This is a genomic window from Sinomonas sp. (genome assembly GCF_051955515.1).
GTDB lineage: Bacteria > Actinomycetota > Actinomycetes > Actinomycetales > Micrococcaceae > Sinomonas.
The window spans coordinates 1-20619 of the sequence record NZ_JBQCGQ010000108.1; the positions used below are offsets into that span (position 1 = coordinate 1).

Here is a 20619-nt window from a genome sequence, read left to right on the forward strand (position 1 = left end):
ACGGCGAACGCGGGCACGTTCGGACAGAACAGTCCGACCGTGGTTCCGGGCCCGACGCCTTTGCTTGCGAGCCAGCCAGCCAACGAATCGATCCGGGAGACGAGGTCGCGGTACGTCGTTTCAGCGCCGCTGGTGCCGTCGACGATCGCGACTCGGGCGAGATCGACCTCGCCCAGAGAACCGAACAGGTAGTCGTAGAGCGTGGCCTCGGGGATCTCAACGGTGGGATACGGGCTCGTGAACATGGCTTTATTGCAGCGGTTGAACGTTCTGAGGGCAAGGCCCCGCGCGCAGCCTCAGCTGCTCGCAGCCGCCAACCGCTCCCCGAGCGTCCGCATGGCGTCCCGCAGCTCGGGCGGTTCGATCACGGTCACCGGCCACCCGAGACGGACCACGTGGTACGCGATGTAGTCGAGGTCATCGGCGCCAGCGGTAAGGAGGGAGTGCCCGTCCCCGTCGGGCTCCACGACGGCCATCGTCGAGGGCACGAATTGCGCGACCTCATTCGCCGAGGCCGCGATCCGGACCTTCGCGACGAAACGATAGGGCGCCTGCGTGATGGAGGCGCGGACGAACTCGAGGGCATCGGGCGCTTCCCGCGGCTTGAACCGCCAGCCGGTCCCCCGCGCGGCGGCCATCCGGTCGAGGCGGAAAGTGCGCCAATCGTCGCGGTCGAGGTCCCACGCCATGAGGTACCACCGCCGCCCAGCGGCGACGAGGCGATACGGCTCCACGCGGCGCTCGCTGCGGTCGCCGTCGGCCTTCGTGTAGTCGAACGTGGCCCGCTCGGGCGTGCGGATGGCGCGTGCGAGCGCCACGAGGACGTCGGCGTCCACGGGCGTCACCGGGCTGTCAAGGCTCACGGTCGCGTCGATCACGCCTTTGACCTCCGCGCGGAGCCTGGCCGGGAGTACCTGATCGAGCTTCGCGAGGGAGCGCACGGCGGCCTCCCCGAGGCCCGCGACCGTTCCGCCGGCGGCGAGACGGAGGCTCACGGCGACGGCCACGGCCTCCTCGTCGTCGAGCAGAAGCGGTGGAAGGGCTTTGCCCGCGCCGAGCTGATACCCGCCGCCGGTGCCATGCTCGGCCCGGACCGGGTAGCCGAGCGAGCGCAGGCGTTCGACGTCGCGCCGCACACTGCGGGTGGTGACGCCGAGGCGCTCGGCGAGCTCGGTCCCCGTCCAGACCGGTCGCTGCTGCAGGAGGTTGAGCAGGCTCAGGACTCGCTGGGTCGTGTCTCCCATAACTCCATCATGCCGTGGGATGCGGACCGAAACTGTCCTGATCCCCGAGGACACTGGAAAAGGGGCAGGGGACCAGCCGAGAAGGGAATCATCATGAGCACCGTCAGCGGGCACCGCACGTTTCAGCACCCGGCCACGATCATCCGGCCTCGCCAAGCTCCCGGGCGACGCACGATCCCGCAGCTGGTCGAGGCCCTGCGGAAGACCTGGCGCCGTGGCGGGGAGATGTCGCAGACGGTCGACGAGATGCGGGACGCCGCGTGGCGGCTCTCCGGCGCCACGAACCACAGGATGTGGTGAGCGGTTCGAGCGTTACGCGAGCCAGAGCAGGAGGAGGCGCCAGAGGCCGACGACGACGGCGCCTCCGAACAGCGCTCCCGCCACGAGCTGGGCAAGGGTGTGGGCGCCGAGTACGAGGCGGGACCACACGACGGCGGGCACGAGGAGGAGCGCAGCCCACCACGCGGGTCCGAAGAGGATGACGAACGAGACGGCGGCCGAAGTGATCGCGGCAGCGTGGCCGCTGATCTTCCACACGAGGCTCACGAGCCCGAGCAGCACGATGCCGCCCACGAGGGCCAGGACCATCGCGATGACGCTGGGCGGCGCGCCGATCACCATGAGCACACCCAGCCCCACGAGCACGCAGGCGAGGGACGCCGCAAGGACCGGGCCCCGCTGGCGCCGCTCGCTCACGTGATGGTCGGTGACGCGGCCGGCTCGGACGAGTGCGAGGAGCATGACGAACGGGAGCAGGCACGTGAGAGCCGCGGCGATCGCTCCGTACCAGAGCGTGCCCGGGAAACCGGGGCTGGCGGCCGGGCTCACGATCATCTGGACCGCCACGACCACGGGAGGCTGGAGCACCTCCGTGATCACCCGGGCCAGTGCGACCCTCCGTGCCGATGCCTGCAACCTGGGCTACCCTGCGTCGGCGAGGATGAGCTCCACGAGGGCGCCGAACAGCCCGGGATCGAGACTCATGCCCGCGAGCGCCGCAACCACTGCCGCGGGCGGCTCGCCCGACGCAACCCGGGCGAAGACCTCGCCCTTCACCGTGAACTTCTCGTGCACGTCCTCGAGGAGGCGTTCGACGGCGGCCACGGTCGGGTTGGGTGCCAAGGCCAGCCCGCCGCTGGGGGTAAGCGAGAAGCCCTCGGAGGCATCGACGTCGTCCATTCTCACGCGCAGCGGGGAGTTGCCCGCGCCATCGGCGACGCCCACGAAGGCGACCTCCCACGAGCGCACCCGGGGGACGCCGTCGACCGCTCCCTCCGACGGATGCACCCGGAGCGTGCCGGTGCCCCAATCGAACTCGATGCGGGTCCGCACCTGGTGCTCGGGTTCGCCCGCGGCGGCCGTCCCGTCGTCCTCGATGAGCGTGAACTCGCCCGAGGCGCCGCCGAACACCAGAAGCTCGAGCCGCTCAGGCGCCGCGACTCCGTTGCCGACTTCATCCGAGTGCACGAGCGGGATGATCGCGCCCGCGCGTGCAAGCACCGGGATCGCGTCGAGCGTCCGGTGGAGCCGCGCCCGGCGGCCGCCTTGGTAGCGGGTGCCCGTGAAGAAGTCGAACCACAGCCCCGGCGGGAGCCACGCCTCGACTGCAGCCCTGTTGAGAGCGCGAGTCCGCGGCGACACGATGGGCGCGACCATGAGCTCGCTGCCGAAGAGGTACTGGTTCGGGACCTCGTACGCGTCGTCCGCCTCTGGATACTCGTAGTACATCGGCTCGACGATCGGCCGCCCCTCCGCAGACGCCCGGTGGTTCATCGTGTGCAGGTAGGGGACAAGACGGTGGCGGAGCCGCAGGAACTCCGTCATGGCGGTCTGCGCTTCGGCCCGGAACCGCCATGGCTCCTTGCCCGTGAAGGGCAGCGACGAGCTGTGGAGCCGGTTGACCGGGGAGAAGACGCCGAGCTGCACCCAGCGGGTCGCAAGGTCGTCGTCCTTGTAGCCGAACATGTGACCGCCGATGTCATGGCTCCACCAGCCGTACCCGATGTTGGATGCCGTCGCCGTGAAGTACGGCTGTAAGGCGAGCGACTCCCACGTCACGATCGTGTCGCCCGAGAAGCCGATCGGATACCGGTGGCTGCCCGGCCCTGCGTAGCGAGAGAACGTCAGCGGGAGCCGACCACTCCGCGCCGAGTCGAGGAAGTGGATGTGGTTCAGCACCCAGAGCGGATCCAGGCCCTCGATCCGGGAGTACGGCCCGGACTGCCAGTCCAGCCACCAGAAGTCCACGCCCGCCTCCTCGAGCGGGTGATGGACCTCCTCGAGGTAGGCGCGAAGGAACTCGGGATCCGTGGGGTCGAACGCGATGGCGTCGCCGGCCTCGGGGTCGAGGCCCAGCGCCAGCGCGGTTCTCTCGTAGACCTCCTCATGGGCCGCGATGCCGTCGGCCGGGTGCACATTGAGCGTGAGCGCGAGGCCGCGGTCGTGGAGCCAGCGGGCGAAGCCCTCGGGATCCGGGAACAGGTCCCGATTCCACGTGTAACCGGTCCAGCCGCTCCCATGGACGGGGTCGATCTCGGTAAGGTGCCAATCCATGTCCAGCACGGCGACCGCGAGCGGGATCCGCTCCGCCGCGAAACGCTCGATCACGCCGCGATACTCGTGCTCCGTGTAGCGGTGGTAGCGGCTCCACCAGTTGCCGAGGGTGAAGCGCGGCACGAGCGGAGTAGGACCGGAGACGCGGTAAAAATCGCGGAGGCACGCGCGGTAGTCGCGGCCGTAGCCGAAGAAGTAGAGGTCCACGCCCGAGCCGGGGCGCCGCGCATCAAGCCAGCCGTCGTCGTCGAACACGAGCGTGTCGCTGTCATCGAGCACCGCGAACCCGTACCGGGACATGAGGCCGGGCTCCAGCTCGCACGCGCCGTCGACCATGTCGAGCGTCCGGGCCGTGCCGCCGAGGTTCTTCTCGCCGGCCTCGCCGAAGTGCCACACGCTGTGGTAGTTGCTGACGTTTCCGAGGACCTTGACGGAGAGGCCGTGCGGCGTGAATTCCCGCTTGTCGTAGACAAGGTGGACGTGCTCCGTGATGATCTCCAGCACGTCGGGCTTGTCGAAGACGCGGAACTCCGGCACCGGGAGGTCGCGGTGGAGAATCACCTGGGTCGCCCGGTCCTCGAACTCGCCGTCCGCGCTGTATTCGAGGCGCAGGAGTTGCGACGTCAGGACGGTGAACCGGTAGTGGGGGCCCTGGACGACGGCGGCCGGCCGGGCCCGCGGGGCGGTCGCCAGACGGAGGTGGGCGGGGATTGCGGGTGCGTGCATGTCACTCGTCCTCGGCCAGGTGCAGGGCCGCTGCCTGGAGGATGCCCTCGATGTCGGAGTCGGGGACGTCGCGCTGATAGGCGTCCGCCACCGCCTTGAAGCCCGTGGCCATCCCGAGGACCAGCCGCGTGTAGTCCGGGGCCAGCGCCCCGATCACGGACTCGACGACCTTTGGCAGGAGCTCACGGAGGACCTCGGTCTGCTCGGGCGTTCCTCCCGAGAAGGAAATCGACACGGGATCGTCGAGCCGAACCAGGGCCCGCAGGGATTCCTTGAACATCTGTGCTGACGCCGGGTCGTCCGGCTGCCATGACAGGGTCGCCGTGAGGACCCCGATGCCGCGCTGGACCATTTCTGCCTCGTCGCTCATTGCCCCATCGTCCCACTCGCTACCCTTGCGCACATGGACCCGTCCGACCTCGTCTCCTTCGATTCGCTCCTCAGCACAGACGAACTCGACCTCCGCGAGCGCGTCCGCTCGTTCGTGCGCAGTGCGATCCGCCCGAACATTGCCCGCTGGTACGAAGACGCGTATTTTCCGCTCGAGCTGGTGCCGGAGCTTGCTCGCCTCGGCCTTCTGGGCATGCACCTCCAGGGGTACGGCTGCGCCGGGAGATCCGCCGTGGAGTACGGCCTCGCGGCGGCCGAGCTGGAGGCGGGCGACTCGGGCATCCGGACGTTCGTCTCGGTCTACGGCTCGCTCGCCATGACGGCAATCTCGCGGCACGGCTCCGAGCCCCAGAAGCAGGAGTGGCTTCCCCGCATGGCCGCCGGCGAGGCCATCGGGTGCTTCGGCCTCACGGAGCCGACGGCCGGCTCCGACCCATCCTCGATGCGCACCTTCGCCCGGCGCGACGGCTCGGACTGGGTCATCTCGGGGACCAAACGCTGGATCGGACTCGCCTCGGTAGCGGACGTCGCCATCGTGTGGGCCCAGACGGACGACGGCGTGCGCGGCTTTGTGATCCCCACCGCCATCCGCGGTTTCACGGCGACGCCGATCGAGCCGAAGCTCTCCCTGCGGGCTTCGATCCAGTGCGACATCCGGCTCGACGAGGTGCGTGTGCCGGGCGACGCGGTGCTGCCGGGCGCGGCTGGCCTCCGCGGCCCCTTCACGTGCCTCAACGAGGCCCGGTACGGGATCGTCTGGGGCGCGATGGGCGCCGCCCGCGACGCGTTCGAGGACGCCCTCGCGTACTCGCGGGAGAGACTTCAGTTCGGCAGGCCGCTCGCGGGCTACCAGCTCACCCAGGAGAAGCTCGTGGACATGGCCGTCGAGATCAACAAGGGCTTCCTCCTCGCCCTGCACCTAGGCCGCCTCAAAGATGCCCGCCGCCTCGAGCCGCATCAGATCAGCGTCGGCAAGCTCAACAACTGCCGCGAGGCCATCGCGATCTGCCGCGAGGCGCGCACCATTCTCGGCGGCAACGGCATCACACTGGATTACTCGCCCCTCCGGCACGCCAACAATCTCGAGTCCGTCCGGACCTATGAAGGCACGGACGAGGTCCATACCCTGATCCTGGGGCAACGTCTGACAGGAGAGGGGGCGTTCAGGTGAGCCGGATCCTGATGATGGGGCCGCCCGGCGTGGGGAAAGGCACCCAGGCCGAGCGGCTCGCACAGCATCTGGGCATTCCGACGATCTCGACGGGCGACCTCTTCCGCGAAGAGGTCCGGAACGAGACGCCGCTCGGAGTCCGGATCAAGGAGATCGTGGCCTCGGGCGCCTACGTCCCTGACGAGGTGACGAACGAACTCGTGGCCGAGCGGCTCGCGTGGGCCGACGCGCGCGACGGCTTCATCCTCGACGGCTACCCGCGAACCGTCGACCAAGTCCAAGCTCTCGACCACATCCTTGCCGAGCTGTCAGCGCAACTGGATGCCGTCGTCGTGCTCGAAGCCGACCATGGAGAGCTCCAAGAACGGATCCTCCTGCGGGCCGCCGAGCAGGGGCGCTCGGACGACACCCCCGAGGTGGTCGCGCGGCGCCTTGAGGTCTACGCCCAGGCGACGGCGCAGCTCATCTCGGCGTATGACGCCCGCGGGCTCGTGTTCCACATCGACGGGACAGGCCTGCCGCATGTGGTCGAGGCGCGGATCCGGGAGGCGCTGCACCACTGAGTGGGTGACCACGGAGGGCCGTGAGCGTGGGGCTAGGAAGGAACCATGACCGCTCTCACGCCCCCACCCCCTCCCCCGCCAGCGCCCGCCGTCGAAGACGACAGGCCTCCGCGGACCACCCCTTGGCTCTGGTTCGCCGCCTACTTCGTCATCATGGGCCTCGTCGCCGCCAGAGTCCCGACGGTCGTCCGCGAAGCTGCAGCCCGGATGCCCGAGGACGTCAAGCGAGAACTGAGCCCCAACGCCCTGGACATGGCGACCACCGTCGCCGGAATCGCCTTCATCGGCACCTATGCCGTGGTCATGGCCCTGTACCTGTGGCTCGTCGCGTTCCTGGACAAGCGCATTCTGCGGACGAAGGCCTCGCTGGGTCCGCTGAAGGTTGGCCTCTATTTCGCGATCGTGGTTGCGAGCACAGTTCCCGTGCACCTCTTGGCCGTCCTGGCACAGGTTGCCGAGGTCAGGAGCTTCTCCGGCTACTACGTCTATTTCCCGCTCGTCGTGGCCGCCCTCTTGGCGGCTTACAGGAAGCACTGGCTCGGGCTACCCGGGCGCCGCAAGGCATTGGTCATCCTCGTAGCCGCTGCGGTGCCGCTTCTCGCGATCCTCGGCTGACGGCCGTCACGGCGAAATGTGATCCAAGTGGCGATTCCTCGTGTGCGGCGCGAACTGCACGAGGATCGCCGCGATCACCAGGAACACCGAGATCAGTCCGAGTGCCCAGAAGACGGGCAGCTGCGGGAGGATCGGCGCGATGATCATGACGCCGATGCCGCCGCCGATGTGGCCGACGCCGTCGACCAGGGCGAAGCCGGTGGAACGCGCGCGCGTCGGGAAGCACTCCGCCGTCAGCGCGTACGTCGGCGAGACCCACAGGTTGAAGCCGGCGAAGATGAGGATTGCCCCGAGGAACGAAAGCCAGATGTTCGTCTCTGCGATGGACACCACGATGGAGCCGATGATGGTCACCCCGGCGCCGATCGGCAGCCAATAGCGCCGCTCGAGCTTCTCCACGATCACGCTCATCACGGCCGCCTCGGCCACGAATCCGAGGGTCCCGACGGCGGCGATGACTCCAGCCTCTGGCGGCGGGTAGCGCAGGGCGGACAGCACCGCGGTGAAGCCCGAGGCGAAGGAATAGACCGTGATGTAGCCGACGAACCACACCACGAAGAGCAGGATGATTCGCCTCAGATAGAGCGCGTGCCCGAAGAGGTCCCGATACGGGAAGGGCGAGGGCGGAGTGGCCGCGCCGTAGACGTCGGCCATGAGGGGCTCTGCGAGGGGTCCATGCTTCGCAGCCCGCTCCTCCATCGAGCGGACCACCGCGTCGGCCTCGGCGAAGCGTCCCTGGCCGATGAGCCAGCGGGGCGATTCCGGCAGCTCGAAGCGCAGCAGGATCGCGATCACGGCAAGGATCGCACCGACCCCGTACATCCACCGCCAGCCCGTCTCGAAGGACGGACCCGCGGCCGCGAAGGGCAGCCCCAGAGGCCACGGCGTCGCGGGCGTGGTCAGGATGAGCCCGAGCCAAATGCCCACGAACGCGCCGAGCGCCGACATGATGAAGATGATCGTGGTGAACTTTGCCCGTGCCTTCCGGGGGGCGACCTCATTGATGTAGGTGTTCACGATCGCGAGATCCGCGCCGATGCCGATACCGGTGATCGTCCGGGCGATGTTGAAGTTCACGTAGTCGCCGACGAACGCGTTATAGAGGGACCCGAGGCCCGTAATGAGCATCGTGATCATGAGCATGTTCCGTCGGCCGATTCTGTCGGCGATGGGACTCAGCACGAGCGTACCGACCACGTAGCCCACGAGATTCAGCAGCACCGGTAGCGGCAAGGCCTCGAGGGCGTTCTCGGGGGTGCACCCCTTGTTGAGCTGAACGCACGTCTGGATGAATGAGACGTTGATGTCGAAGATGTCGTAGAAGGTGAACAGGAAGCCGAGGCCGATGATGCCGATGAAGAGGTACGAGAGGCTCCATACCTCGAGGCGCTCGAGCCGGGCGATGACCTGCTGACCCGTCGGGACACCTACAGAACCCGTGTCCATGCGCACATTGTGCGCCCGCGCCGTGCACGATACAAGGCGCGGTACAGATCAATCCAGCAGGAGCGCGGGCTCCTCCATGATCGCCGCAACGTCCGCCATGAAACGCGCCGAGAGATCGCCGTCGACCACGCGGTGGTCGAAGGAGCCGCCCAGCGTCGTAATCCACCGGGGGATGACTTCGCCGGACACGACCCACGGCTTCTGCTTGATCGTCCCGAAGGCAACGATCGCCACCTCGCCCGGGTTGATGATCGGTGTCCCGATGTCGATGCCGAGCGCCCCGATGTTGGTGATCGTGAGGGTTCCGCCCTGCATGTCCGCAGGCTTCGTCTTGCCCGACCGCGCCGTGGTGGCAAGGTCGTTGAGGGCCACCGCGAGTTCTTTCAGAGAGAGGTCCTGGGCGTTCTTGATGTTCGGCACGAGAAGCCCGCGCGGGGTGGCGGCCGCGATGCCGAGATTCATGAAGTGCTTGACGTGGATCTCGTCGCCCGCCGGGTGGCTGATCCATTCCGAGTTGACGCTGGGGTTGCGAGCCGCCGCCCAGATCACGGCCTTGGCGAGGATCAGGAGCGGGGACACCTTGATCCCCTCGAAGTCGCGCGACTTCTTGAGCCGCTGCACGAACTCCATGGTGCGCGAGGCGTCCACGTCCACGAAGATGCTCACATGCGGGGCCGAGAACGCCGAGTCGACCATGGCCTTCGCCGTGGCCTTACGGACCCCACGCACGGGAACGACCTCGATCCGCTCGTCCTGCGGCTTCTTCGCACCCTCCCAGAAGGTGGGGGCCGCCGCGATCTCCTGCTCTCGCTGCGCTTGATAGGACACGACATCCGCGCGCGTCACTTCGCCGCGCAGGCCCGTGGCGGGGACCTCGGCCAGATTGATCCCGAGCTCCTTGGCAATGCGCCTGACAGGCGGCTTTGCGAGGACCCGCGTGAGAAGACGGGCGACGGCGGGCGCGGGCGGGCGCTCGTCGCTCGCCGGGGCAGCTGGAACGGCCTGCTGCCTCCGAGGTCGCCGCTTGACCGCATCGGCCTTGGGACCAGAACCGACCAGGGGAGCAATCTCCACACCGGGCTCTTGGAGCTGCGGCACGGGGGCGTTGACCGCCTCGGCCACGGTATTCGCCGCCGCTGGAGCGCTGGGCGCCGAGCCGCCGTCGTCCGTTGTGCCAGCGGGGGCCGGCGTGCCAGCCGGGACAGGCGCCCCAGCACCGATGGCGATGATCGGCGAGCCGACCTCGATCGTCTCGTGCTCGGGCGCGAGGAGTTCGAGGACGGTGCCCTCGTAGGGGCTCGGAAGCTCGACGAGGCTCTTGGCGGTCTCGATCTCGCAGAGCACATCGTTGATGGCCACCGTGTCGCCCGGCTTGACCTTCCACGAGACGATGTCCGCCTCGGTGAGCCCCTCGCCGACGTCCGGAAGATTGAAAATCTGCTTGCTCATGGGGCTCCTAGTACGCGAAGGCCCGGTCGAGGGCCTCAAGGATGCGGTCGATGTCCGGGAGGTACTGCCCCTCGACCTTTGCCACCGGATAGGGCATGTGGAATCCGCCCACGCGGATCACCGGCGCTTCAAGGGAAAGGAAGGCACGCTCGGAGACTCTCGCCGCGATCTCGCCGCCGAGGCCGCCGAAGGTGGGCGCCTCGTGGGCGACGATGAGCCGCCCGGTCTTCTGTGCGGATGTGGTCACCGTGTCGAAGTCGATCGGCGACAGAGAGCGCAGATCCACCACCTCGACGCTCCGGCCATCCTCGCTGGCCGACTCGGCGGCAGCCAGCGCGACCGGCACGAGCGGGCCATAGGCCACGATGGTCGCGTCCGTACCCTCGCGCACGATGTGGGCGCGGAAGGGATCGGCGGAGGCCCCGGGATCGTCCAGGTCGACCTCACCCTTGAGCCAATAGCGACGCTTCGGCTCGAACACGATCACTGGATCCTCGCACTCGATCGCGTGACGGGTCATCCAGTACGCGTCATGCGGATTCGACGGCGTGATGATGCGCAGTCCCGGCGTGTGGGCGAACAGCGCCTCGGGCGACTCCGAGTGATGCTCGATCGAGCCAATGCCGCCGCCGTATGGAATGCGGATCGTGACGGGCACCGTGAGTCGCCCAGCGCTTCGGGAATGCATCTTGGCGAGCTGGGTGGTGATCTGGTTGAACGCCGGGAAGACGAAGCCGTCGAACTGGATCTCCCCCACGGGCCGGTAGCCGCGGAGCGACAGGCCGATGCTCGTTCCCACAATCCCTGACTCGGCGAGCGGGCTGTCGATGACGCGATCCCCGCCGAACTCGGCTTTGAGCCCCTCGGTCACGCGATACACGCCGCCGAGCGAACCGATGTCCTCGCCCATGAGCAGGACGGTCTCGTCGGCGGCGAGGGCGTCGCGCAGGCCGGAGTTGATGGCCTTGGCCAGGGTCATCGTGGGCATCAGTGACCGCCTTCCTGCGTCTCGGCGTCGGCGAAGCCGGCCTCGTACTGAAGATGCCACGCGCGCTCTTCTTCGACGAGCGGGTGGGCCTCGGCGTACACGTTCGCCATTTCCCCGGCCAGAGTGGGCGGCTCGAACGCGAGCACCTCTTTGCGGGACCTTGCAGCGAGGGCGTCTCCCTCGTCGACGACCGAAGCGAAGAACGCATCGTCCGCGTAGCCCTCGGCGCGCAGGAACTTCTCGAAGCGCGCGATCGGGTCCTTCTCGAGCCACGCCTGTTCGTCCTCGGTGAGACGGTACTTGGTGGGGTCGTCAGCGGTGGTGTGGGCGCCCTGCCGGTAGGTATAGGCCTCGATCAGTACGGGACCCTTGCCGCTGCGGGCCCGTTCAAGGGCCCACTCGGTCACGGCCTTGACGGCGAGGACATCGTTCCCGTCCACCCGGAGCCCCGGGAAGCCGTAGCCCTTGGCCCGGTTGTGAAGCGGAATGCGGGACTGCACCTGGGTGGGGACCGAGATGGCCCACTGGTTGTTCTGGCAGAAGAAGACGACCGGGGCTTTGAAGCTCGCGGCGAACACCATGGACTCGTGGATGTCGCCTTCGGAGCTTGCGCCGTCGCCGAAATAGGCGACGACGGCGGCAGGGTCGCCTGATTCCTGACCCGCGGCCTTCGCCCGGGCCAGGTCACGCTGGATGCCCATGGCGTACCCGACGGCATGCGGGACCTGGGCTGCAAGCACAAGCGTGTAAAGGTGGAAGTTCGTTTCGGTCGGGTCCCAGCCACCGTTGGAGACGCCGCGGAAGAGGCGCAGGAGTTCCCCGAGTTCCACGCCGCGGGTCAGCGCGACGCCGTGCTCGCGATACGTCGGGAAGATGTAGTCCTGCGGGCGTGTCGCGCGCCCAGATCCGATCTGAGCTGCCTCCTGGCCCCGTCCAGGCGGCCACAGTGCCAACTGTCCCTGACGCTGGAGCGCCGTCGCCTCGACATCGAAGCGGCGGATGATGGCCATGTCTCGATACAGGCTGCGCAACTCTTCACGGGAGAGGCGTCTCGCGCGCTCGGAGAAGTGGGTGCCGTTGTGGAAACGCCCCTCCTCGTCGACGAGCTGCACCATCTGGACATGGCCCTCGGTGCGATTGTGGGCGAGTGCCTCGAGCTCGTCGAGCAGTTCATCAGGGATCTCGTCGAACTCGGTGGTGGGCAGTTCTCCTGCCATACCGCCTCCTGCCGTGGTCGTTTGTTCCTGCTCAAGCTCGGGTCATTCATATATTCCGAATTAGGAATGTATTCCCTCTCCGGAATATAGGCTGCGGCCCAGCTGCAACTCTACCGAGTTCGGCTGGGCCGCAGAGTTCAGCCAATCCGCTAGGAAGCGGCAGGGGCTTTTGTAAAGGTTCTACAGAGCTCAAGGAAGCGCGTGTTCGCCTCGACTTCCCCGATGCTGACCCGCACCCCTTCGGTGCCGAAGGCCCTCACAGAGAGCGCTTGGGTCGCGGCGAGTGCGGCGAACTCCGGGGTTGTTTCCCCCAGTTCGAGCCACACAAAGTTGCCTTGGGCGTCAGGCACGGACCATCCCAGCTCACGCAGCCCCGCCACCACGCGGTCCCTCTCGTCCACGAGGCTTTGTACCCTTTCTACAACCGCCTCGAAATGGTCGAGCGATGCAATTGCCGCCTGTTCGGCAACGGAAGAGACCGCAAACGGCACGGCGGCAACCCGTAAGTGCTGGGTGATCTCGGGGTGCGAAATGGAATACCCCACCCGCAGTCCGGCGAGGCCATGCGCCTTGGAAAAAGTCCTCAGAACCACGACATTCGGATGCTTCCTGTACATCGCAAGCCCATCGACAGCCTCGTCGTCACGGACGAATTCCTGATACGCCTCGTCGATGACCACCACGACGCTGTGCGGAACTGACTCGATGAACCGCTCCGTCTCGTCGCGGCGGAGCGCCGGGCCCGTGGGATTGTTCGGCGTGCACAGCAGCACCACACGCGTCCGGTCGGTCACGGCCGCAGCCATCGCATCCAAGTCATGCCGACCATCGGCGGTCACAGGAATCTGGACGCTCTTTGCGCCAGCAAGGCCCACAGAGATCGGGTAGGCCTCGAACGAGCGCCACGCGTAGACAACCTCGTCCTGGGTGCCGTAGTCCTGCTGGCCGGCGAACGCGGCCAGGAGCTGGTTGAGGGCGCCAAGGCTTCCGCCGCCCGTCACGATGTCCTCGGCGGGCACGTCGAGGAACTGGGCGAGACGGTTTCGGAGCGCGGTGGCCACAGGGTCCGGGTAGCGGTTCACTGCGGTCTGGGCAGCAATGGCCTGGAGAACTGCCGGGATGGGCGGGAGCGGATTCTCGTTCGAGGCGAGCTTGAAGCTCTCGAGTCCCCGCACGGGCGCTGGGGGTTTGCCCGCAGCGTACTTGGGGAGGCGGCCGATGATGGGTCGCGGTTCGACGGTCGCGAGGCGAGGGGTGGTGCTCTCGGGACCGTTGACGACGGCGGCTGCTTCGACGCCGTCGTGACTGTTGAGTGCAGAAGTCATGGCTTCAAGCGTAGCCGGGGCAGGCCACAGGCCAAGCCCGGCAGCGTGAGGGCGCCCGGTATGGAACGAGCGGCGTCTGGCTGTAACGATAGGCGCATGGTGCGATTCCTGATCCGCGTGGTCGTCAATGCCTTTGCCCTCTGGGTTGCGAGCTGGTTCCTTCCGGGAATCCGGATCAATTCGACGGCGGTGGCCGACGCGGCGGCCAATGCCGGCGCTGGCAAGGGCAGCGACACCGTGGGGATCGTGCTGGCCTACCTCTTCATCGGCCTGATCTTCGGGTTGGTCAACGCCCTGGTCCGTCCCATCATCGAAATGCTCGCCCTGCCGGTCACGTGCCTGACGCTGGGGCTCTTCGCGCTCGTCATCAACGCCGGGATGCTCGCACTGACGGCGTGGCTCAGCACTTACACCCCCGTTCATCTGACGATCGACTCCTTCTTCTGGACGGCCATCCTCGGTGCCATCATCATTTCCATCGTTTCCGCTGTGATGGGCGGAGTCTTGGGCGCGAACCGCAAGCGGCGCTGAAGCCGCCGTCACGGCTTGGACCCGGGATTCGTCCTCGTGTCGGTCCCCGTATAGACAAAGCGCTCCCGCGACGCCGACGCGCCGACCCCTAGCGCCGCCCCCATACTCGCGGAATGCTCGATCACCGCAGGGCTCCCGGAACTGTCCAGAGCCGTGGCGTCCCGCGCGTAGTTGCCGAGATCGTGGGCTTGTGCGACGACCACCTGCGGATACTGGGCCTTCGCGACAAGATCGAATCGGCTCGGTGATCGGACATTGACGAGCCCCCCGCTCGGCTCAATCTGACGTGCCGACGCTGCGGGCACGATGTCATCGGCGTTCGTCAGGCTCAGAACCGGGACCTCGTCCGGAAGGTCGAACGCCGAAACCGGGCTTCCGACAGCCGTCACGGCGGCGACCCGGTGCCGCGCACGAAACTCCTGATCCTCAAGCAGGCCGAAGACCTGGATCCCTCCTTGGCTGTAGCAATTGAAGACCACCTCGTCGTTCTCGCCGAGGTTCTGGTCTGCGAGCGCCTGCTTGATCAGCGAACGCGTCTGGCTCTCCCGTGACGCCAGCCCATCGAGAATCCCCTCCGTGTCGAACAGGTTGCCGTCCAGGGAGTCCATAGCCCAGGTCTCCGTGCCGGGAACAGTGACCATGACGGCCACGGAACCGTCGGGTCGCGTGAACCGCTCGACGAGGATCGACGAGGGCGGAACGGTGCTCCCATCGTCGAGCGCCTCCTGCCCCTGGGCCTGACGGAGGCTTCTCACGGCATAGGAGTAGGTAGATGGGTCGCCGGTTCCAGCCGAGACCGGAACCCTCGGCCCCACGAGGAGGTCCGCGGGAGTCCCGTCGATGTCCCCCTGATGGCGGGCGCGCAGGGCTCGGGCGAGGGTCCGCCCGTCGCTCTCGGGAGAGAGATCCAGATCCCGCCCGATTCCTTTCGCTCCCAACAGGCGCAGAAAGGCCGGGACCGCGCTCGATCCGATCAGGAGGTTCTGCAGCCCATCGGCGGCCGACGCGCGGCGTGACTCCTCGTCCGCGTAGGCCGTCGCAGCCTGCCGGACGGAGGACGCAGCACCGAGGCATTCGTCGACCGCGCGGCGTGCCCTGGCTTCGAGCCGCAGCGTTTCCTGGTCGAGCTGAACCGCCGCTCCCGACGCGTCGCAAGCACCCGCCTCGACTGACCGCCTCATGCTGTACAGAGCGTATTCAGCATTGCTCAGAGAGGCAGACGAGGCGGAAAGCGCGGCGGCCGCCTGCTCGAGCGAGTCGAGCCGAACCTCGAAGCCGCGGCCGCCGGTGACCACGAAGTCATCGCTTCGCGGCCTCATCGGCAGGCCTCCTGACTGATCTGGTACGGGAGCAGTTTCGGCCGGGATTCGTAGGGGAGAACGGGCTCGGCCGCCGGGCGCGGGATGGCTGGCCCTTGGTACGGAGCGATCGGGAAGCGGGGAGGGTCCGGGGAGGGGGACGTGGCGGATGCCACTGACCGCGCTGCTTCGCACTCCCGGGCTTCGCCCTCGAGGGAGCTCAGCAGAGCCCCGAGCGCAACGAGGCCTGCCGCGATGGCCGCGAGCTCAGCCGCGATATAGGCGGTCCTGGCTCGATAGGATTCCCCGGCAGTCCCCGACCACTCGGCCTGGCCGGCACGATCCGACGCACCCTGCGCCTCCGTCACCTCGGACTGGGCCCGCTCGAGGCACACACCAGCGTTCCTGAGCAGGGCCTCATCGTGCCCGCACGTACCAGCCGTACCCCACGGCCCCACATCGTCTCCCCGCACCGGTCCCCCATCCCGAGGTCTGCGCGCCTCTCGCGCTTCCCGTCGTCGACGCTACGCGGGCAACCCCTCCCGCCGGGGCTCATCGCCGTCGTATGTGGATAACTCCGCGGGCCAATCTGGAAGAGCCTGCCAATCTGGAAGAATGGAGGCCATGGCTCACCACCCCGCACGTACGCCTTCTGGCAGGCTGTCCCTCGCGAACTCGCCCGAGCAGATCGCGCTCGGCCCTCTCGATGGCCGCTACCGGCCCGCGATTGCCCCGCTCGTGGACTACCTTTCAGAGGCAGCGCTCAACCGGGACCGCGTGGCTGTGGAGGTCGAGTGGTTCATTCACCTGACCCGGAATTCCGTGCTCCCGGGCACCGAGCCGCTCACCGCCGAGCAGGAGGCCGGCCTCCGTGCGATCGTGACGGAATTCGATGGCGACGCGGTGAAGGAGCTCGCCGAGATCGAGGCCGTGACCGTCCACGATGTGAAGGCCGTCGAGTACTACATCGGGCGTCGCTTGGAGGCCCTGGGACTCGCGCACCTGACCGCGCTGGTCCACTTCGGCTGCACGTCTGAGGACATCAACAACCTCTCGTACGCGCTCGGCGTCAAGGGGGCCGTGGAGGACGTCTGGCTGCCCGCCGCCCGCGATCTGGTCCGCCAGATCACCGCCATGGCTCACGAGAGCCGGGACGTCCCGATGCTCTCCCGCACTCACGGGCAGCCGGCAACGCCCACGACGCTGGGCAAGGAGCTGGCCGTGATGGCCCATCGCCTGGGCCGCCAGCTCGCGCGGATCGAGCGTACCGAGTTCCTGGGCAAGATCAACGGCGCCACCGGGGACTTCGCCGCGCACGTCGCCTCCGTCCCGAGCGCCGACTGGCAGCAGGTCTCGAAGTCGTTCGTCGAAGGCCTCGGCCTCACGTGGAATCCCCTCACCACTCAGATCGAGAGCCACGACTGGCAGGCGGAGCTCTATGCGGACATGGCCCGGTTCAACCGGATCCTGCACAACGTGTGCACCGATGTGTGGAGCTACATCTCCATCGGATACTTCGCCCAGATCCCCGTGGCCGGCGCCACCGGTTCATCGACGATGCCTCACAAGGTCAACCCCATTCGCTTCGAGAACGCCGAAGCGAACCTCGAGATCTCGTCGGCCCTTCTGGACACCCTCGGAGCAACCCTCGTGACGAGCCGCTGGCAGCGTGACCTCACCGATTCCTCGAGCCAGCGGAATATCGGGGTCGCGTTCGGCCACTCGCTCCTGGCGATCAGCAACGTCGCGAAGGGCCTTGAGCGGCTCGACGTCGCGGAAGCCGTCCTCGCTGCCGATCTCGATGAGAACTGGGAAGTCCTCGCCGAGGCCATCCAAATGGTCATGCGCGCCGAGGCCATCGCTGGGGTGCCGGGCATGGACAACCCGTACGAGCGGCTCAAGGACCTCACACGCGGCCAGCGGGTCGACGGTGCGCGCATGAAGGAGTTCGTCTCCGGCCTCGGGCTCTCCGCCGACGCCGAGGCTCGCCTGCTCGCGCTCACTCCCTCCACGTACAACGGCATCGCGAACCAGCTCGTCGATCACCTCGGCTGAGAAGCGGACTGCCGCCGGACAGAACGCCCCCGATTCGTGCCCGGATCCCCAACCGTGTATAGTTGATCAAGCGCCGCGGGGTGGAGCAGTTCGGTAGCTCGCTGGGCTCATAACCCAGAGGTCGCAGGTTCAAATCCTGTCCCCGCAACCACGTGAGGCCCCGGATCCACTGGATCCGGGGCTTTTTTTGTGCCCGATCCCCAAGACTCCTGTGCGGTCCTGTCCGGTTGAAGATCGCCAATCACTCGTCGGCCCGCGTGTCCCAGCTCGACACGGAACTTGGGCCCGAAGAAGCGGTCAGGAACGCGAGCGCCCTCACCCTGCCGCAGCTCTACCGGCCGCCCGCCCCGAGAAGAGGCAGCCACCGAGGAACGTCCCTTCGAGGGCGTTGTAGCCCATCATCCCGCCGCCCCCGAAGCCGGAGGCCTCGCCTGCGGCGAACAAGCCGGGAACAGCCTGCCCCGAGGGCGAGAGGCATCGTCCGGAGAGGTCGGTCTCGAGACCGCCCAAGGTCTTGCGGGTGAGGACGTTGAGCCGAACGGCGATGAGCGGACCGTTCGCTGGGTCGAGAATGCGGTGGGGTGGGGCCGCGCGGAGGAACCGATCACCCCGGTACTGGCGGTGTCCTCGGAGGAACATCACTTGGGCGTCCTTGCCGAAGGGGTTCTCGATCTCGCGATCGCGCGCCTCGAGCACCTCCTTCAGGTCCGCCTCGGAAATGAGTCCGGGCTCCCCCACCCGGTTCATCCCTTCCACCAGTTCTCCCAGCGTCGACGCCACGACGAAGTCGGCCCCGTGCCGCATGAACGCCTCGATCGGCCCCGGCGCGCCTCCGCGCAGCCGCCCGAGGAGCAGGCGGAGGTCCTTCCCCGTCAGATCGGGGTTCTGTTCAGACCCGGAGAGCGCGAACTCCTTCTCGATGATCTTCTGGGTCAGCACGAACCACGAATAGTCGTACCCCGTGCCGCGCAGGTGGCGGAGGGTGCCGAGGGTGTCGAACCCCGGGAAGAAGGGTGGAGGCAGGCGGCGCCCCGTGGCATCGAGCCACACCGATGAGGGGCCCGGAAGGATCCGGATCCCGTGGTTCTCCCATACGGGGTCCAAGTTCCGCAGGCCTTCGACGTAGTGCCACATTCGGTCGCCATTGATGATGCGCCCGCCTGCCGCCTCGGTGATTCCGAGCATGCGGCCGTCCACGTGGGCGGGCACGCCAGCCACCATGGTCGACGGCGGTCTGCCCAGCCGCGCTGGCCAGAGCGACCGCACAAGTTCGTGATTTCCGCCGATCCCCCCGGAGGCGACGACGACGGCGGAAGCCCGGAGCTCGACCTCGCGCGTGACAGTCCGCGAACTCGCCGAGCCCCGCGGAGCCGACGACGGTTCGAGCACCGAGCAGCGCACGCCCACCACAGCGCCGCCCTGCGTGAGCAGCTCGTCGACTCTGTGGCGGAACAGGAATCGGAGCCGGCCGGCGCCGACGTGCTCGCGGGCCCGGCGGATGAAGGGCTCGAGCACGCCGGGCCCCGTGCCCCACACAAGATGGAACCGAGGCACAGAGTTGCCATGCCCGTTGGCACGCCCGTCCCCGCGTTCGGCCCAGCCGACCAGGGGAAAGAACCTCACGCCGAGTCCCTGGAGCCACGCGCGCTTCTCGCCGGCGGCGAAGGCGAGATACGCCTCCGCCCATTTCCTCGGCCAGTAGTCCTCGGGCCGGTCGAATTGGGCGCTCCCGAACCAGTCCTGCGCCGCCAGTTCCGGGGAATCCCGGACCCCGATGCGCCGCTGCTCCGGCGAATCGACCAGCAACAGGCCGCCGAGGGACCAGAAGGCCTGACCGCCGAGGGACTGCTCGGCCTCCTGGTCCACGACGACCACGTGTCGGCCCGCGTCCGCGGCCTCAGTCGCGGCAACGAGTCCCGCGAGGCCAGCCCCCACCACCATGACGTCAGCTTGCATGGGGCCAGCCTCGCGGACGGGGACACCTGCGTCAACGAAGGGGCGATACTCGTGCCATGGACTCCTGCTGCGGGCCCGAGGATCCGCACCGATATGACGCCGTCTTCGACGAACGCTTCTCCGGCGCGATCGCCCGAAGGTATGGGCGCAAAGGCCTGCGCCCAGCCGAACAGCACATCGTCGACTTCTTGACAGGCGTGGGAATCGAGGGCGCCTCGGTCCTCGAGGTGGGCGGCGGCGTCGGCGAGATCCAGCTCGAGCTGCTCAAGCGGGGCGCGGCGCGTGCGGTGAACCTCGAGCTCTCCGCCGGATACGAGCGCGATGCCGCACGGCTCCTGGGCGACGCCGGCCTGCTGAGCCGCGTCGACCGGCGCCTCGGCGTGGACCTCGCCGAGGCGCCGGACGACGTGGAGCCGGCGGACGTCGTCGTCCTCCACCGCGTGGTCTGCTGCTATCCGGACTTCGAGAAGCTCCTGGGCTCCGCCGCCGAGCACGCCCGGCGGGCGCTCGTGTTCAGCTACCCGCCGGCCAACGCATTCTCGCGGGTGTTCATCAGGGGCATGAACGCGCTCATCGGCGCCTCGAATCTCTCCTTCCGGGGCTATATCCATTCGCCCAAGGCCATGGTCGACGTCGTCCGCAGCCGTGGCCTCGAACCCGCCTATCGCTGGAACGGGCCTCTATGGCGGGTCGTTGGCGCGCACACATAGCGCTTGGATGCTTCGCGGATAGGCTGTCTCCATGCCCGCGGTCGCCAAGCCAGAGACCAAGACGCCTGCTGCCTCGCCCCGAAACCAGCAGCTGATCGTCACGCTCTTCGGCCTGTACGCGCGCGACCACGAGGGTGCCCTGCCGGTGGCCGGGCTCGTGCGGCTTCTCGGGGATCTCGGCGTGGAATCCGCCGGGGTTAGGTCCGCGGTGTCGCGGCTGAAGAAACGCGGCGTGCTGGAAAGCGTCAAGGTGGGCGGCGCTGCCGCGTATCGCCTCGGCCCGGGCCTCGAGGAGGTCTTCCACGAGGGCGACGAGCGAATCTTCTCGCCCCGCCGTGCAGCCGTCGGCGATCCGTGGCTGCTGGCCGCGTTCTCGGTGCCC

The 20619-nt window shown here is 67.9% G+C and carries 20 protein-coding genes, 1 tRNA gene and 1 pseudogene; 9 read left to right on the forward strand and 13 right to left on the reverse strand.

Annotation, left to right across the window (positions count from 1 at the left end):
• On the reverse strand, positions 1-245 hold a 245-nt coding region (locus tag ACTHL9_RS05810; protein WP_440517900.1), incomplete at its 3' end, for an AMP-binding protein.
• A 51-nt stretch (positions 246-296) separates the two neighbouring features.
• On the reverse strand, positions 297-1244 hold the full coding sequence (locus ACTHL9_RS05815) for a helix-turn-helix transcriptional regulator (protein ID WP_440517901.1): 948 nt from the start codon (positions 1242-1244) through the stop codon (positions 297-299).
• 93 nt (positions 1245-1337) lie between these two features.
• On the opposite strand from ACTHL9_RS05815, the gene ACTHL9_RS05820 reads away from it, so the two are divergent.
• A complete protein-coding gene (locus ACTHL9_RS05820; RefSeq protein WP_440517902.1) occupies positions 1338-1544 on the forward strand; it encodes a hypothetical protein in 207 nt (68 codons plus the stop codon).
• A 12-nt stretch (positions 1545-1556) separates the two neighbouring features.
• On the opposite strand, the gene ACTHL9_RS05825 is transcribed toward ACTHL9_RS05820, so the two are convergent.
• Genes ACTHL9_RS05825 through ACTHL9_RS05835 form a run of 3 tightly spaced genes read right to left on the reverse strand, consistent with a single transcriptional unit; the run spans position 1557 to position 4893 of the window.
• Positions 1557-2123 carry a phosphatase PAP2 family protein gene (locus ACTHL9_RS05825; protein WP_440517903.1) on the reverse strand — a complete coding sequence of 189 codons (567 nt, stop codon included), beginning with the start codon at positions 2121-2123 and terminating at the stop codon, positions 1557-1559.
• 42 nt (positions 2124-2165) lie between these two features.
• Complete coding sequence (locus tag ACTHL9_RS05830; RefSeq protein ID WP_440517904.1) at positions 2166-4523, reverse strand: TIM-barrel domain-containing protein; 2358 nt, start codon at positions 4521-4523, stop codon at positions 2166-2168.
• Between the two features lies 1 nt (position 4524).
• On the reverse strand, positions 4525-4893 hold the full coding sequence (locus ACTHL9_RS05835; RefSeq protein WP_440517905.1) for a hypothetical protein: 369 nt from the start codon (positions 4891-4893) through the stop codon (positions 4525-4527).
• A gap of 33 nt (positions 4894-4926) precedes the next feature.
• Between ACTHL9_RS05835 and ACTHL9_RS05840 the strand changes: the two genes are divergently transcribed.
• Genes ACTHL9_RS05840 through ACTHL9_RS05850 form a run of 3 tightly spaced genes read left to right on the forward strand, consistent with a single transcriptional unit; the run spans position 4927 to position 7262 of the window.
• Positions 4927-6084 carry an acyl-CoA dehydrogenase family protein gene (locus ACTHL9_RS05840; protein ID WP_440517906.1) on the forward strand — a complete coding sequence of 386 codons (1158 nt, stop codon included), beginning with the start codon at positions 4927-4929 and terminating at the stop codon, positions 6082-6084.
• On the forward strand, positions 6081-6647 hold the full coding sequence (locus ACTHL9_RS05845) for an adenylate kinase (protein WP_440517907.1): 567 nt from the start codon (positions 6081-6083) through the stop codon (positions 6645-6647). Before ACTHL9_RS05840 ends, ACTHL9_RS05845 begins: the two co-directional genes overlap by 4 nt.
• Positions 6648-6692: 45 nt before the next feature.
• The gene (locus ACTHL9_RS05850) at positions 6693-7262 is read left to right on the forward strand and encodes a hypothetical protein (protein WP_440517908.1); all 570 of its coding nucleotides are present in this window, start codon (positions 6693-6695) and stop codon (positions 7260-7262) included.
• Between the two features lie 6 nt (positions 7263-7268).
• Here ACTHL9_RS05850 and ACTHL9_RS05855 read toward each other — a convergent pair whose 3' ends face one another.
• From ACTHL9_RS05855 to ACTHL9_RS05875, 5 genes are all read right to left on the reverse strand, one after another.
• Positions 7269-8708, reverse strand: coding sequence for an MFS transporter (locus tag ACTHL9_RS05855; RefSeq protein WP_440517909.1), 1440 nt, complete (start codon positions 8706-8708; stop codon positions 7269-7271).
• Between the two features lie 48 nt (positions 8709-8756).
• The gene (locus tag ACTHL9_RS05860; RefSeq protein ID WP_440517910.1) at positions 8757-10157 is read right to left on the reverse strand and encodes a dihydrolipoamide acetyltransferase family protein; all 1401 of its coding nucleotides are present in this window, start codon (positions 10155-10157) and stop codon (positions 8757-8759) included.
• Positions 10158-10164: 7 nt separating this feature from the next.
• A complete protein-coding gene (locus ACTHL9_RS05865) occupies positions 10165-11145 on the reverse strand; it encodes an alpha-ketoacid dehydrogenase subunit beta (protein ID WP_440517911.1) in 981 nt (326 codons plus the stop codon).
• Positions 11145-12362, reverse strand: coding sequence for a pyruvate dehydrogenase (acetyl-transferring) E1 component subunit alpha (gene pdhA / locus ACTHL9_RS05870; RefSeq protein WP_440517912.1), 1218 nt, complete (start codon positions 12360-12362; stop codon positions 11145-11147). Before pdhA ends, ACTHL9_RS05865 begins: the two co-directional genes overlap by 1 nt.
• 149 nt (positions 12363-12511) lie before the next feature.
• Complete coding sequence (locus tag ACTHL9_RS05875) at positions 12512-13687, reverse strand: histidinol-phosphate transaminase (RefSeq protein ID WP_440517913.1); 1176 nt, start codon at positions 13685-13687, stop codon at positions 12512-12514.
• A gap of 96 nt (positions 13688-13783) precedes the next feature.
• Here ACTHL9_RS05875 and ACTHL9_RS05880 point away from each other — a divergent pair, with 96 nt between their 5' ends.
• The gene (locus tag ACTHL9_RS05880; protein WP_440517914.1) at positions 13784-14218 is read left to right on the forward strand and encodes a phage holin family protein; all 435 of its coding nucleotides are present in this window, start codon (positions 13784-13786) and stop codon (positions 14216-14218) included.
• Between the two features lie 8 nt (positions 14219-14226).
• On the opposite strand, the gene ACTHL9_RS05885 is transcribed toward ACTHL9_RS05880, so the two are convergent.
• Together ACTHL9_RS05885 and ACTHL9_RS05890 are read right to left on the reverse strand one after the other, a co-directional pair.
• Positions 14227-15537: a hypothetical protein gene (locus ACTHL9_RS05885; protein WP_440517915.1), complete on the reverse strand. Its 1311-nt coding sequence runs from the start codon at positions 15535-15537 to the stop codon at positions 14227-14229.
• Complete coding sequence (locus ACTHL9_RS05890) at positions 15534-15911, reverse strand: hypothetical protein (protein WP_440517916.1); 378 nt, start codon at positions 15909-15911, stop codon at positions 15534-15536. The genes ACTHL9_RS05885 and ACTHL9_RS05890 overlap by 4 nt, the downstream gene beginning before the upstream one ends.
• Positions 15912-16131: 220 nt before the next feature.
• On the opposite strand from ACTHL9_RS05890, the gene purB reads away from it, so the two are divergent.
• Both purB and ACTHL9_RS05900 read left to right on the forward strand, forming a co-directional pair.
• Positions 16132-17571, forward strand: a complete 1440-nt coding sequence (purB, locus tag ACTHL9_RS05895; protein ID WP_440517917.1) for an adenylosuccinate lyase — start codon at positions 16132-16134, stop codon at positions 17569-17571.
• Between the two features lie 74 nt (positions 17572-17645).
• Positions 17646-17722 (forward strand) — tRNA-Met (locus ACTHL9_RS05900).
• Between the two features lie 164 nt (positions 17723-17886).
• On the opposite strand, the gene ACTHL9_RS05905 is transcribed toward ACTHL9_RS05900, so the two are convergent.
• Positions 17887-19527 (reverse strand): FAD-binding dehydrogenase, encoded by a 1641-nt coding sequence (locus ACTHL9_RS05905; protein WP_440517918.1) that lies wholly within the window; start codon positions 19525-19527, stop codon positions 17887-17889.
• 56 nt (positions 19528-19583) lie between these two features.
• Here ACTHL9_RS05905 and ACTHL9_RS05910 point away from each other — a divergent pair, with 56 nt between their 5' ends.
• Positions 19584-20237 (forward strand): methyltransferase domain-containing protein, encoded by a 654-nt coding sequence (locus ACTHL9_RS05910; RefSeq protein ID WP_440517919.1) that lies wholly within the window; start codon positions 19584-19586, stop codon positions 20235-20237.
• Positions 20238-20268: 31 nt separating this feature from the next.
• Positions 20269-20619: pseudogene (locus tag ACTHL9_RS05915) on the forward strand (PaaX family transcriptional regulator C-terminal domain-containing protein); the annotation flags it as partial.